10 protein-coding genes and 1 tRNA gene are annotated in these 13,844 nt (G+C 71.1%); 5 read left to right on the top strand and 6 right to left on the bottom strand.

Going from position 1 to position 13,844, the window contains the following annotated elements:
• Positions 1 to 101 precede the first annotated feature (101 nt).
• On the top strand, positions 102 to 2,300 hold the full coding sequence (locus OG718_RS42735; protein WP_143635437.1) for an elongation factor G-like protein EF-G2: 2,199 nt from the start codon (positions 102 to 104) through the stop codon (positions 2,298 to 2,300).
• A 168-nt stretch (positions 2,301 to 2,468) separates the two neighbouring features.
• On the top strand, positions 2,469 to 4,136 hold the full coding sequence (locus OG718_RS42730) for a cytochrome d ubiquinol oxidase subunit II (protein WP_143635439.1): 1,668 nt from the start codon (positions 2,469 to 2,471) through the stop codon (positions 4,134 to 4,136).
• 130 nt (positions 4,137 to 4,266) lie between these two features.
• Here OG718_RS42730 and OG718_RS42725 read toward each other — a convergent pair whose 3' ends face one another.
• On the bottom strand, positions 4,267 to 4,827 hold the full coding sequence (locus OG718_RS42725) for an HIT family protein (RefSeq protein ID WP_143635441.1): 561 nt from the start codon (positions 4,825 to 4,827) through the stop codon (positions 4,267 to 4,269).
• A gap of 67 nt (positions 4,828 to 4,894) precedes the next feature.
• Here OG718_RS42725 and OG718_RS42720 point away from each other — a divergent pair, with 67 nt between their 5' ends.
• The gene (locus OG718_RS42720) at positions 4,895 to 5,608 is read left to right on the top strand and encodes a potassium channel family protein (protein WP_328846690.1); all 714 of its coding nucleotides are present in this window, start codon (positions 4,895 to 4,897) and stop codon (positions 5,606 to 5,608) included.
• Positions 5,609 to 5,746: 138 nt separating this feature from the next.
• On the opposite strand, the gene thrS is transcribed toward OG718_RS42720, so the two are convergent.
• From thrS to OG718_RS42705, 3 genes are all read right to left on the bottom strand, one after another.
• Positions 5,747 to 7,723, bottom strand: a complete 1,977-nt coding sequence (thrS, locus tag OG718_RS42715; RefSeq protein ID WP_143635445.1) for a threonine--tRNA ligase — start codon at positions 7,721 to 7,723, stop codon at positions 5,747 to 5,749.
• Positions 7,724 to 7,856: 133 nt separating this feature from the next.
• On the bottom strand, positions 7,857 to 9,080 hold the full coding sequence (locus tag OG718_RS42710) for a hypothetical protein (protein WP_143635447.1): 1,224 nt from the start codon (positions 9,078 to 9,080) through the stop codon (positions 7,857 to 7,859).
• Positions 9,077 to 9,643: a DUF4365 domain-containing protein gene (locus tag OG718_RS42705; RefSeq protein WP_143635449.1), complete on the bottom strand. Its 567-nt coding sequence runs from the start codon at positions 9,641 to 9,643 to the stop codon at positions 9,077 to 9,079. The genes OG718_RS42710 and OG718_RS42705 overlap by 4 nt, the downstream gene beginning before the upstream one ends.
• 168 nt (positions 9,644 to 9,811) lie before the next feature.
• Between OG718_RS42705 and OG718_RS42700 the strand changes: the two genes are divergently transcribed.
• Complete coding sequence (locus tag OG718_RS42700) at positions 9,812 to 10,537, top strand: 3'-5' exonuclease (RefSeq protein WP_143635451.1); 726 nt, start codon at positions 9,812 to 9,814, stop codon at positions 10,535 to 10,537.
• Positions 10,538 to 10,600: 63 nt separating this feature from the next.
• On the opposite strand, the gene OG718_RS42695 is transcribed toward OG718_RS42700, so the two are convergent.
• Positions 10,601 to 10,672: transfer RNA gene (locus tag OG718_RS42695), tRNA-Val, on the bottom strand.
• A 49-nt stretch (positions 10,673 to 10,721) separates the two neighbouring features.
• Positions 10,722 to 11,183, bottom strand: a complete 462-nt coding sequence (locus OG718_RS42690; RefSeq protein ID WP_328847925.1) for an SRPBCC family protein — start codon at positions 11,181 to 11,183, stop codon at positions 10,722 to 10,724.
• Between the two features lie 142 nt (positions 11,184 to 11,325).
• Between OG718_RS42690 and OG718_RS42685 the strand changes: the two genes are divergently transcribed.
• A complete protein-coding gene (locus OG718_RS42685) occupies positions 11,326 to 13,785 on the top strand; it encodes an SCO7613 C-terminal domain-containing membrane protein (RefSeq protein WP_328846689.1) in 2,460 nt (819 codons plus the stop codon).
• Positions 13,786 to 13,844: the final 59 nt, after the last annotated feature.

The following is a 13,844-nucleotide window of genomic DNA, read 5'->3' as shown; positions in this document are numbered from 1 at the left end:
GCAAAGCTCGAAGACACCGCGGGCGTCATCGGAGCCGCCACCGCACGCGGCGCCGCGCGTCCGCGCCCACAGTGACCTCACCGTGCACGGGAGGCAAGGCCATGGGCGACAAGGCGAATGCACACCCCGGAGCCGCCGGCAGGGCTACGGCGGCCGACCACCCCGCGTCCGTACGGAATGTGGTGCTGGTCGGCCACTCCGGATCGGGCAAGACGACGCTGGTGGAAGCTCTCGCGCTGACGGCGGGAGCGGTGAACAGGGCGGGCCGTGTGGAGGACGGCGGCACCGTCTCCGACTACGACGAGATCGAGCACCGGCAGCAACGCTCAGTACAGCTCTCCCTGGTACCCGTCGACTGGGACGGATACAAGATCAATATTCTCGACACACCCGGATACGCCGATTTCGTCGGCGAGTTGAGGGCCGGTCTGCGAGCGGCGGACGCGGCCCTTTTCGTCGTCTCGGCCTCGGACGGGGTGGACGGCTCGACGCGCATGGTGTGGGAGGAGTGCGCGGCGGTCGGCATGCCACGGGCCATCGTGATCACGCACCTGGAGTCTGCCAGGGCGGACTTCGACGAGATGACGCGGACGTGCGCGGCGGCCTTCGGGGCCGACGACCCCGACGCCGTACTGCCGCTCTACCTGCCGCTGCACGGGCCGCAGGGGCCCGACGGGCACGCGCCCGTGACGGGTCTGATCGGGCTGCTGTCGCAGCGGTTGTTCGACTACTCCTCCGGGGAGCGCAAGGAGTCCGAGCCGGGCCCCGAGCAGCTGCCGCTCATCGAGGAGGCCCGCAACCGGCTGATCGAGGGGATCATCGCCGAGAGCGAGGACGAGACCCTCATGGACCGCTACCTCGGCGGCGAGGAACTCGACTTCAAGACACTCGTGCAGGACCTGGAAAGGGCCGTCGCGCGCGGGATCTTCTTCCCGGTGCTGGCAGCCGCGCCCGCCGCCGAGGGTGCCAAGCAGGGGCTTGGCACGGTGGAGCTCCTCGAACTGGTCACCGGCGGTTTCCCGACCCCGCTGGAGCGCGAGGCCCCGACGGTCACCACCCCGGACGGCAGGGCCCGCCAGGTCAAGGCCTGCGACCCGGACGGACCGCTCGTCGCCGAGGTCGTGAAGACCGCGTCCGACCCGTACGTCGGCCGGGTGTCGATGGTCCGCGTGTTCTCCGGGACGCTGCGCCCCGACGCGACGGTGCACGTCTCCGGGCACGGGCTCGCCGACCGCGGCCACGAGGACCACGACGTCGACGAGCGCATCGGCGCCCTGTCCGCACCGTTCGGCAAGCAGCAGCGCGCCCTCACGCACGCCATCGCGGGCGACCTCGCCTGCGTGGCCAAACTGAGTCGCGCGGAGACCGGCGACACGCTCTCCTCCAAGGACGACCCGCTGCTCATGGAGCCGTGGGAGATGCCGGACCCGCTGCTGCCCCTCGCCATCCAGGCGCACAGCAAGGCGGACGAGGACAAGCTGTCGCAGGGCCTGGGCCGGCTGGTCGCCGAGGACCCGACGATGCGGCTCGAACAGAACCAGGACACCCACCAGGTCGTCCTGTGGTGTCTGGGCGAGGCTCACGCGGACGTCGCCCTGGAGCGGCTGCGCAGCCGCTACGGCGTCCAGGTCGATGTCGTACCGCACAAGGTCTCCCTTCGGGAGACGTTCGCCGACAGGTCGGCCGGGCGCGGCCGTCATGTGAAGCAGTCGGGCGGGCACGGGCAGTACGCGATCTGCGCGATCGAGGTGGAGCCGCTGCCCGGGGGCTCCGGCATCGAGTTCGTCGACAAGGTCGTCGGCGGGGCCGTGCCCCGGCAGTTCATCCCGTCCGTCGAGAAGGGCGTGCGCGCGCAGGCCGCCAGGGGCGTGGCCGCCGGCTACGCGCTGATCGACATCCGGATCACGCTGCTCGACGGCAAGGCGCACTCGGTGGACTCCTCGGACGCCGCGTTCCAGACCGCCGGCGCGCTCGCCCTGCGGGAGGCCGCGGTCGACGCCCGGATCCATCTCCTGGAACCGGTCGCCGAGGTGACGGTCCTGGTCGGCGACGAGTACGTGGGCGCCGTGATGAGCGACCTGTCCGGGCGGCGCGGCCGCGTCGTCGGCACCGAGCAGGCCGGCGGCAACCGCACTCTCGTACGGGCCGAGGTCCCCGAGATCGAGATCGGACGGTACGGGGTCGACCTGCGCTCCCTCTCGCACGGCACCGCTCGCTTCAACCGCACATACGCCCGACACGAGCCGATGCCTGCGCAGTTGGCGGAGAAGATCCGCGAACAGGCCCAGGGAAATCCCTAGTTGAAGCACGGTCGATCACCCCTACGGGTCGGCGGGCAGCTTCGGCTGTCCGCCGACGGATGTCGGCCCCGGCGGATACTCTGAGAACCTGATCAAGACGATGACCTGATCAACAGGTGTGCGGAGCACGGAAGTCGGGAAAAGCCGCAGCAGCGGAGCACGGCGGCGATGGGGGCGGCAGTGGCGGACGACGGATTCGATTTCAGGCCCGGAGCGCAGGTCCCGCTCTCTGGTGCCGCGGGCCAGACGGCGGCGACGTTCGCCCTGGCCTCGGCGGCATACCGGGACAACGAGGTCGGGGAGATCCTCAAAGCCAACAACGACCGGCACAAGTCGACGGTCAAGGCGGGCAAGCTCAAGCTCTTCGTGCCCAACCTCGGCGAGGCGTTCTCGCGGGCCGTGCACGACCGGATGCTGGGCAGCGGCCGCAACGCGCTCATCCAGTCGTTCGGCACCGAACCGCAGGTCGTCGTCGAGCACTGCCTGGCGGCGAACCGCATCCGCAGGGAGCGCGACAACTGGCTGACGGCGGTGACGGTGCTGTGCGGGCTGATCTTCCTGCCCGGGCTCATCGCCTGGCTGCTGATCTTCCAGATCCGCACGATGATCGCCAAGCGTGAGGACAAGCGCGCCTCCGCCCTCGCCACCACCCTCCTCATCGCCTTCGGCGCGCTCGCCGTGATCTTCCTGCTCCGGCTGCCGTTCGGCGGCTTCTGGGCCTGGTACGCACGCGCGGCGATCGTCATGCCGGTCGTCGGCTGGTTCTGGGCCCAGCAGATCTGTGAGCGCACGGCCAAGGACCTGCGCGCACGCTGGGAGGGCCTGCTGTCGGGCGGCGGCGTGGGGGCCAAGATCCCCGAGGCGGTGCCCGGCAGCCCCGGCGAGACGGCGGCGGAGTCGCTGCGCCAGAACCTGGCCAAGCTGAGCGCCGAGCAGCAGTCCAACTCCGTCTTCTACGCGGGCCCCAAGGGCATACTCGGCATGGGCACACGCTGGGGCAGCTGGCAGCTCGCCGAGGATCTGGTGCCGCTCGACGAGAGCAAGGAGATCCACCCCTTCCGCAGCTGGGACGTCATCCGGTCGATCCACGACCAGCTGCGCATGCTGGAGCGCGGCCCGCTCAACACCGGCGGCTTCCCGCGCCCCTCGATAAAGCACTGGGTGGTCACCCCGATCGGGGAGAACGCGGGCTCGGTGTCCCGGCCCGGCGGTACGGACGTGGACGCGTACCAGGTGAAGAACCACGCCATCCAGGACATCTGCAACAAGCAGCAGTTCGGCAGCGGCGACCGGCACTACCTCGGGATCCAGTGGACGCTCTGGGACGGCCAGTTGGTCATCACCATGCTGATCACGGTGACCGTGCTGCACGAGACCCTGCGCATCGAGGTCACAGGCCACGCTCTCGGACCCGTGCACTCGCTGTTCACGACCAAGCCCTCGGCGAAGACGAAGCAGATCGCGAAGTCCTTCAAGCCGTGGGAGACCCGCGCGAAGAAGCTGCCGCTCGTCGACACCGACGAGGTGGTGCGCCTCGCTGTGCGCGCCCCGATCACCTGGTACCCGCCGCTGCTCAACTGGCTCGGCGGCAGCCTGACGCTCCCGGAGCCGTTCGGCCTGCGGCACGCGTGGGCCGATCAGCCCTGGCGGCACCGCTTCATGGCCGACGACGCGCTGCGGGCCGCCACGCCCGTGCTGCGCGTGGTGCACGCGGCGTCCATCAAGATCCTCAAGGAGAACGGCGTCGACACCGAGAAGTTCGGCAACCGCTCGTCCTTCCTGAGCACGGCGATCCAGGACGCGTCACCGAGGAAGGCGGACGTGTACGACGCGTAGGCCGCCGGCGGTTCGGCGGTCGGGGGCGTGGATCGTACGGTCGTGAAGATCGTGCGGGTCATGGGGGCTGGTCGCGCCTCGCGGCGGAGCCGCAAATCGGCACAGCCCCGCGCCCCTTATGGGGCGGGGCTCAGGTTGTCGGCCAGGCCTCCGCGAGCATCTTCCTTGTGTCCGCGAGCAGTTGGGGCAGTACCCGCGTGTGGCCGACCACCGGCATGAAGTTGGTGTCGCCGCCCCAGCGGGGCACGAGGTGCTGATGCAGGTGCGCGGCGATACCGGCACCGGCGACCGTGCCCTGGTTCATCCCGATATTGAACCCGTGCGCGCCTGAGGCGGCCCGCAGCGCGGTCATCGCCTGCTTCGTCAGCTCGCCGAGCTCGGCGGTCTCCGGCACGGTCAGGTCGGTGTAGTCCGCGACGTGGCGGTAGGGCACCACCATCAGGTGCCCGCCGTTGTACGGGTACAGGTTGAGCACGGCGTAGACCTGCTCGCCACGCTTGATGACGAGCCCGTCCTCGTCGGACTTGGCCGGGATCGAGCAGAAGGGGCAGCCGTCGTCGGCCCCGGGACCGGTGGGCTTGTTCTCGCCCTGGATGTACGCCATCCGGTGGGGCGTCCACAGGCGCTGGAACGCGTCCTGTGTGCCGACTCCGATCTGCTGCTCCGGCTCACTCGTCATGTGGTGCAGCATATGGCTTCGCCCGTTCGCGGCGTGTCGCCGGGTACCACGTGAAAGGGCCCCCGGCCAAGCTGAGCCGATGGACGACGACAGCCGCACGACCAGCTGGGAACATCGCGCCGAGGTCCCGCTCGCCGTGGCCTCGATGCTGTTCCTCACCTCGTACGCGATCCACGTCCTCGCCCACGGCCTGCCCGAGGCATGGCGGGACCTGTGCCTCGCGGTGACCCTGGCGAGCTGGGCGACGTTCGCCGTCGACTACGCCGTGCGCTGGCGGCTGAGCGGCCAGGGACACCGCTTCGTGCGGACGCACTGGCTGGACACTCTCGTCCTGGCCCTGCCGCTGCTGCGTCCCGTACGCGTGGTCAGGGTGTACGAGGCCGTCCAGCGCCGGCAGGGGCGACCGCGGCTCGCCCTGCACGCGCGCGTGATCACGTACGCGGGCCTCTCGGTCGCCCTGCTCGGCTTCGCGGGCGCGCTCGCGGTGTACCAGCAGGAACACGCGGCGCCGGGAGCGACGATCCGCACCTTCGGTGACGCGGTGTGGTGGACCTGCTCCACGCTCGCGACCGTGGGATACGGCGACGTGACTCCCGTGACGGCCGCCGGACGCGTGATCGCGGTGGGCCTGATGGCCTGCGGGCTCGCGCTGCTCGGCGCGGTGACGGGGTCGTTCTCGGCATGGCTGCTGCAGGTGTTCTCGAGCGAGGACGAGCGCCGGGCAGCAGCCCCCGTGCCGGACGAGCGCCCGGCCGCAGCTCCCGCGCAGCACGAGAGGCCTCCGGAAAGCTGAGCTCTCCGGAGGCCGCCCGGCCGCAGCTCCCGCGCAGCACGAGAGGCCTCCGGAAAGCTGAGCTCTCCGGAGGCCTCCGGGCGCCTTCGTGACCGTACGGTCAAGCGCTCGCGTACGGGATCGGACCCGCGCCCGCGATCAGACCTGCACGCGCTCCTCGACCACCTTCGCGATCTTCGCGATGGCCTCGTCGAGCGGGATGCCGTTCTCCTGGGAGCCGTCGCGGTAGCGGAAGGAGACGGAGCCGCCCGCCATGTCCTCGTCGCCCGCGATGACCATGAAGGGGACCTTCTGCTTCTGGGCGTTGCGGATCTTCTTCTGCATACGGTCGGAGGACGAGTCGACCTCGACTCGCAGCCCCTTCTTCTTCGCCTCGGCGGCGAACTTCTGCAGGTAGTCCACGTGCGCGTCGCCGATCGGGATGCCGACCGCCTGGACGGGCGCCAGCCACGCCGGGAACGCGCCCGCGTAGTGCTCGAGGAGGACCGCGAAGAAGCGCTCGATCGACCCGAACAGCGCTCGGTGGATCATCACCGGCCGCTGCTTGGTGCCGTCGGGGCCCGTGTACTCCAGGTCGAACCGCTCGGGCAGGTTGAAGTCGAGCTGCACGGTCGACATCTGCCAGGTGCGGCCGATCGCGTCCTTGGTCTGGACGGAGATCTTCGGGCCGTAGAACGCGGCGCCGCCCGGGTCCGGGACCAGCGGGAGGCCCTGCTTCTCGGCGACCTGGCGCAGCGTCTCGGTGGCCTCCTCCCAGATCTCGTCGGAGCCGACGAACTTCTCCGGGTCCTTGGTGGAGAGCTCCAGGTAGAAGTCGGTCAGACCGTAGTCGCGCAGCAGCCCGAGGACGAAGGTGAGCGTCTTGTCGAGCTCCTCCGCCATCTGCTCCTTGGTGCAGTAGATGTGCGCGTCGTCCTGCGTGAAGCCCCGGGCACGGGTCAGACCGTGCACGACGCCCGACTTCTCGTACCGGTACACGGTCCCGAACTCGAAGAGGCGCAGCGGCAGTTCACGGTAGGAGCGGCCGCGCGCGTCGAAGATCAGGTTGTGCATCGGGCAGTTCATGGGCTTGAGGTAGTAGTCCACGCCCTCGTCGAGCTGCATGGGCGGGTACATGCCGTCGGCGTACCAGTCCAGGTGGCCCGAGGTCTCGAAGAGCTTCCCCTTCGTCGCGTGCGGGGTGTAGACGAACTCGTAGCCCTCTTCCTCGTGGCGGCGCCGCGAGTAGTCCTCCATGACCCGGCGGACGACGCCGCCCTTGGGGTGGAAGACGGCGAGGCCGGAGCCGATCTGCTCCGGGATGGAGAACAGGTCCAGCTCGCTGCCGAGCTTGCGGTGGTCGCGCTTCTCGGCCTCGGCGAGGAAGTCGAGGTGCGCCTTCAGCTCGTCCTTGGTCGGCCACGCGGTGCCGTAGATGCGCTGGAGCATGGGGTTCTTCTCGCTGCCGCGCCAGTAGGCGGCCGCGTTGCGCATCAGCTTGAACGCCGGAATGTTCCGGGTGGTCGGCAGGTGGGGACCGCGGCAGAGGTCCTTCCAGCACAGGTCGCCGGTCTTGGCGTCGAGGTTGTCGTAGATCGTCAGCTCGCCGCCGCCGACCTCGACGTCCGCGCCGTCGTCGCTCGAAGCGGAGCCCTTGATGCCGATCAGTTCCAGCTTGTACGGCTCCGACGCCAGCTCCTCGCGGGCGGCCTCGTCGGTGACGACACGACGGGAGAAACGCTGACCGCGCTTCTGGATCTCCTGCATCTTCTTCTCGACGGCCTTGAGATCCTCGGGCGTGAAGGGCTTCTCCACGTCGAAGTCGTAGTAGAAGCCGTCCTTGACCGGCGGGCCGATACCCAGCTTGGCCTCGGGGAACAGCTCCTGCACGGCCTGCGCCATGACGTGCGCGGTGGAGTGGCGCAGGATGTTGAGACCGTCCTCGGAGGAGATCTCCACGCTCTCGACGGTCTCGCCGTCCTTCACCTCGTACGCGAGGTCCTTGAGCTCGCCCGCCACGCGGGCCGCGACGATGGTGCGCTCACCGGCGAAGAGCTCGGCCGCCGTAGTGCCCGTCGTCACCACGCGCTCTTCCCGCTCGGAATCGCGTTGGATGACCACACGGACGTCTGACACCGGACTCTCCTGCCTGCAAGGGGCGCGCGCAACTTCTCTTACGCACGTAATGGATAAGGGCGATCGTACCGAGCCGGGGGCACCCCTCGCGAAACGGTCGCCCTTACTGCCCTGCCGGGCCTCGTGAAGCGGATCAGTCCCCGCTGCACGCCTCCTCGAAGAAGTCGAGGTTCTCCTGCAGCGACTTCATGAGCCTGTCCCGCTCCGCCTCGTCGACCTGCACGGGCGCGACGCCGGACGCCCCGGTCAGCCGCCTGAATCCGCCACGGCTCTCCAACCGCCCGTGCACCCGCACCGGCAGCCCGACCAGATGGGCGTGCCCCGCTATCCGGTAGGCCTCCTCGTCGAGCGTCATCCGTACGTGCGGGACCTCCGCCCCCGCGATGACCCGCAGCCGTACGTTCCCGTCGCCGCGCGGCCCCGACCTGCGCATCCGCACCACGGCTCCGGTGATGCGCACGGGCACGGAGGGTTCCTCGCGCAGATAGCGGGCGCCGGCCTCGCGGAGTGCGGGCAGGTCGCCGGGCGAGAACTCGACGGGTTCGGCGGGAGTCGCGCACCCTTCGGGCACCCCGGCGGCGGGCGCCCACTCGACGGCGATCCGGGCACCCTCGGTGCCACGCACCAGGGACGCCAGCGCCTCGGTGAGCTCATGGCTCACGCCCGCCTCGACGGCCCCGTCGAAGGCGTCCATGCCACCGGTCGCGCGCTTGTAGTCGATGGCCTCGCGGGCCGCGTACAACGCCTGGTGGAGGCGGACGGCGAGCGGCCGGCCGGTGGCGACCGGCACGAAGGCGGTGAGCTGCCGGCCGCCGGGGGCGGCTCCGACGAGCACGTTCTCCAGGGACGCGGCGGCGGGCCTGCGGTGGCGGGCGCCGTAGTAGCCCGCACGCGCGCGTGACGCCAGGGCACCCGCGAGGAGCATCTGCCGTGCCGCCGAACGCAACTGCTCCTCGACTGTCCACGGCGAGACGCCGACGGGACCCGTCGGTACATCGCGCCACCAGCGGATCTCGTCACTGGGCACGGCGAGGCCGACCAGGACGTCACGGGCGGAGGGCGAGGCGCTGCGCGACAGCGCGACGAGGGCTTCGGCGAGAAGGTCCTCGCTGTCGGGGAAGGCCCGGCTCTCCGGTACCAGCAGGCTGGTACCGGAGCCGCCGGGCCCTGGTGGGGTCCAGCGGCCGTACCGTCCGGGGGCTCCGCCGCGGCGCTGCCAGCCGTGCCGGTGCAGGAGCGCACCGAGGACGGCCGGGTCGACCTGGTCGGTCCGGGGTGACTGGTCCCAGAGCCCGGGTGTCTCGGCGGGGTGGGGCCTGACGGGGCGTAGGGGCTCGTCGGTGGGGCGGTGCGTCACGGTCTGCCTCCCGTTCCGACCCGCGTCATGATCTCGCAGAGCGCGCGGTCGTCGAAGACGCGAGAGGTCGGAATCCGCACGGTGGTCCTGCGCCGGCCGGTGATCCGGTGTCCGGCGAGGTTGATCCAGTAGCAGCAGTGCCGCAGATCGAGGCGGTCGTGGCCGGCGCGCAGCCAGTCGTCCTGTGATCTGGGCACGAGCATCACGACCAGTATTTTGTGCACCGAGACCGGGGTGCGGGCCAGCTTCTCCAGGTGGGCGTTGTCGAGCGTGAAGGAGAAGGCGGGGCCCGGCGGGTTCGGCGGGATCTGGTACGTGCACTTGAGCTGCACCTTGATGGTGACTTCGTCGTCGACCGTGTGCCCGGGGGCGCTGTGGCTGACGTGCCAGTCGATGCCGTTGTCCGGAAAGGGCTGGGACAGGGAACAGCCCGCGGCCGCCGCGACCGCGTGCAGATAACCGACCTGCAGTGTCTCCATGCACGCCGTGGTGGCCAGTGAGCCTCGATGCGGTGCCGTCCTCTGGGGCAGCAGCCCGCCCTGCTCGGGCTGCGCGAGCGCCATGTCCAACAGCCTTCCGAATCAGGTGGATCCACGTTGCGGGCCGCTGAACTGCAAAGACCCGTACCTCTGTTGTCTCCTTCCGGCGTACGGCGCAAACAGCCCGGGTATCACAAAAAGGGCAGGGGACGGCGCGTCAACTGCCGAAGGTGAACGAGGAGTTGTGTGCGTATGACGTGCTGGTACGAGGGCCCCTTGACCGCGTTCGACACCGAGACGACGGGTGTGGACGTGGAGACCGACCGGATCGTGTCGGCCGCCGTCGTCGTCCAGGACGCTCCCGGAAGCCGCCCGCGCGTGCGCCGCTGGCTGGTCAATCCGGGGGTGCGGGTGCCCGAGGGGGCCACGGCGATTCATGGGCTGACGGATGAGCATCTCCGGCTCAACGGCCGCTGGCCGTCGCCGGTGATGGACGAGATAGTCAGGGAACTGGCCGAACAGAGCGCGGCGGGACGCCCGCTCGTGGTGATGAACGCGCCCTTCGATCTGACGCTCCTGGACCGGGAGTTGCGCAGGCACCGGGCGTCCTCCCTGGACCACTGGTTCGAGACCGTGCCGTTGCGCGTGCTCGATCCGCGGGTCCTCGACAAACACCTGGACCGCTACCGCAAGGGCCGCCGCACGCTCACGGACCTCTGCGCGCACTACGGCGTGGAGCTGACGGGAGCGCATGACGCGGCGGCCGACGCACTGGCCTCGCTGGAGGTCGTACGGGCGGTCGGGCGCCGTTTCGCGACGCGTCTCGAGCGACTCTCGGCGGCCGAGCTGCACACGCTGCAGGCCGTCTGGCACGCGGCCCAGGCGCGCGGTCTCCAGGCGTGGTTCGCGCGCAGCGGCACGGAGGAGGCGGTCGATCCGGCGTGGCCGCTGCGCCCCGAACTGTCGGCGGCGGCCTGAGCCGTATCCCGTCGGCAGCGAACAAAAAAGCCGGTCCGTCTGTGACGGACCGGCCTTTCCCGGTGGGCGATACTGGGTTCGAACCAGTGACCTCTTCGGTGTGAACGAAGCGCTCTCCCACTGAGCTAATCGCCCGGGAACGCACTGAACAATACAGGTCTCCTCGCGTTTCCTTCAAACCGCTTCACGGTTCGCGCGAAGGGGTGCCGCGAAGGTAGGCGACCAGCCCCTTCCGCCCGGCCCGCATCATCAGCGCGTGGTTGGCGCGGAACGCGGGCCGTCCGGGCACGGCGAGCCGCCTCAGCAGCGGCTTGGTCACATGGACCTCCTGGTCGTAGCGGGCGCGGGTGCCGGTCCCGTCGGTGGCGAGGGTCCACCGCGCCCAGCCGTCCACGTCGCCGGTCATCGCGATCTCCAGGACCCCGTCCGCCGGATCGCGGCGCACCTCGCGCCCGGTGAAGAACAGGTCGTACGGCAGCACCGAGCGGATGCGGACGACGCCGCTGCTCGCGTCGAGGGGTGTCACCTCGCGCACCTGCGGCCACCAGCGCGGATAGCGTTCGGCGTCGGCCAGCGCGTCGAAGACCTCGCCGAGCGGGGCGGCGACCGACCACAGGCTGCGGAAGCGGTAATGCGTCCAGTCCATGCGCTTCATGGTCCGAGTCTGCCGGTACGCGGCCCGGCCCGGGCAGAACCGGCGCGTCCGCACCTCGGGATGTCCTGATCTGAGTACGTCCTGAGTACGTGCGCTCATGCCGTGCGGCGTGACCCGGACCACACTCCGAGTCATGACGAACATTCCGCCACCGGCCGAGGAGTTGCGGATCCTCGATCACGAGCTGCGGCAACTGGACGCGCGCAGGGCCCAACTGCTGGCCCGCCGGTCCTGGCTGCTCGGTGTGCTCCGGTCGGCCGAGGCCCAGGCTCCGGCCTGGGGCCCGGCCCAGACGCCGGCCATCTGGTCGGCGCCCGCGCCCCGCCCCCGGCCCGAGGCCACGGCTCCCAGCGTGCAGAACGTGCTGCTCGTGCTCGGCGGCGTCCTGCTGACCGTCGCGGCGATCGCGTTCACGCTGGTCAGCTGGGGGCACTTGGGCATCGCAGGCCGGGCAGCGGTCCTCGGCGCGGTCACCTTCGCCGCGCTCGCCGCTCCCGTGCCGCTGCTGAAGCGCGGGCTCCGCTCGACTGCCGAGTCGGTGGCGGGCCTCGGCCTGGTGCTGACGGTGCTCGACGCCTACGCCCTGCACGAGGCCGCCCTCCCGGAGGTGGACGGCACCGGATACGCGGCCGCCGCGACCGCGCTCCTGGCCGTGCTGTGGACGGCGTACGGGCGGTCGCTCGGCGCCCTGCGCCTGCCGTTCCCGGCGGCGATGGCGACGGCCCAACTCCCGCTGCTGCTCTGGGTGGTGGCGGCCGGTGCGGGCCATCACACGATCACGGCGGCGCTGCTGGTGACGGCCGCGTTCGACACGGTCGTGGCCCTCTCGGTGTCCGTGCGGTCCGTACGTGTCGTCGCCTCCGTCGGCGCGTACGGGACGGGCGCCTGGGGCGTTCTGGCGGCCGGCTGGCTCTCGTGGGAGGCCACCGGTCCGGGCGCCGCCGCCCGTGCGGCGGCGCTCCTCGCCCTCGCCGCGGCGATCGCGCTGGGGGCCGCGTGGCGTGCCCCCGCCGCGCAGGCCGCCCCCGGTCTCTCGTTGACCGGCGGCCTGATCACCGTCGCCGCGGCGGGCGGCGTGCTCCGCTCGGTACTGCCCGACGCGTGGACGGTTCCGGGCCATCTGGTGTGCGGCGTCGCGTTGTTGGCCGTGCGCGGCACCCGGCTGCCGGAGTCCGTACGCCGTGGCCTGCGGTGGTCCTCCGCGAGTGTGCAGGCCCTGGCCGTGGCATGGGCTCTGCCCCTCGTCACCGTGGTCCTCGTGGGCCCCGTCGGCTGGGTGGACCGTGTGTGGTCCGGTGCGCCTTCGGACGCCCGGGACGCGGTGACGGTCTCCACGCCCTGGCCGTCGAACATGGAGACGGCTCCGCTGGTGCCGGCCGCGGTCGCGGCGGTGCTGTTCCTGGCATTGCGAGGCGGGCCGCACCGGTCCCTCGCCCTGAGCGGTGCGCTCGGTCTGGCCTGGGCCGCGGTCCTCGTCCTGCCCGCCACTCTCGAACTCCCTTACGCAGCAGGCCTACTGACGCTGGGCGTGACCACGGCTGCCGCCCTGACGGCCGCGGCGTACAGTCGTCGCGCGGACCTGACCGGCGACGGAGCCGAACGTCCAACAGGACCCCCGGCGCGTCCCCGCCTCTCCCCCATCACGCTGACCACCCTCGGCCTCGCGCTCCTCACCTCGCTCCACCTCGTCGCGCTCTCCCTGGCCGCCGAAACGGCCACACTGGCCGTACTCGGAAGCCTGACCGCCCTGTTCGCGGCGGTCGCCGCGTGGCAGAAGCACGAGATCCGGGCCGTCTCGGCCGCCGTGTCCCTCGCGTACGCCACCGCGCTGGCCTGCGCCACGGGCGCGTCCCTGGGCTGGCAGCCGCACCACATCGCGCTGCTCGTGCTGCTGGTGCCTGCCACGGCCGCGCTGCTTGCGGCCCGGTTCAAGGACGCGACGCCGACGCTGTCCGTCGAGATCACGGGAGCCGTCGCCGCACTGGTGGCGATCGGCCTCGCGGTCATGGAACCGCCCGTGCTCGCCCTCGTCCTGGCCCTGTGCGGCGTGATCGCCGCGGGCACGGCGGTCCGGCCGGACCGCCGGCAGGTCGGCTACGCGGCGGCGGCCCTGTTCGTGCTGGCCACCTGGGTCCGGCTGGCGTCCTGGGAGGTCGGCTCCCCCGAGGCGTACACCCTGCCGGTGACCGTGCCCGCGCTGGTCGTCGGGTTCGTCCGCAGGCGGCGGGACCAGCGGACCTCGTCCTGGACGGCCTACGGGCCCGGCCTGTCGGTGACCCTGCTGCCGAGCCTTCTCGCGGCATGGGGCGACCTCGACTGGCCGCGCCCGCTGCTGCTCGGCGCGGCGGCACTCCTGGTCACCCTCGTCGGCGCCCGGCAACGCCTGCAGGCCCTGCTCGTCCTCGGCGGCGGCACCCTCGCCCTGGTCGCCCTCCACGAACTGGCCCCGTACATCGCCCAGGCGATGGGCGCGGTACCCCGCTGGGTACCTCCGGCACTGGCCGGCCTCCTGCTCCTCGCCCTGGGCGCCACATACGAGCAGCGCCTACGCGACGCCCGCCGAGTCCGAGAGGTCCTGGGAAGGATGCGCTGACGAGCGCGCCCCGTCAGGGGCGCGCCCTCAGGGGCGCGGGGAACTGCGCGCCCAGCCAC

It is taken from the genome of Streptomyces sp. NBC_00258, from assembly GCF_036182465.1.
Taxonomy (GTDB): domain Bacteria; phylum Actinomycetota; class Actinomycetes; order Streptomycetales; family Streptomycetaceae; genus Streptomyces.
Note: the sequence above shows the minus strand (reverse complement) of the source record. Positions and strands in the feature narration are given on the sequence as shown.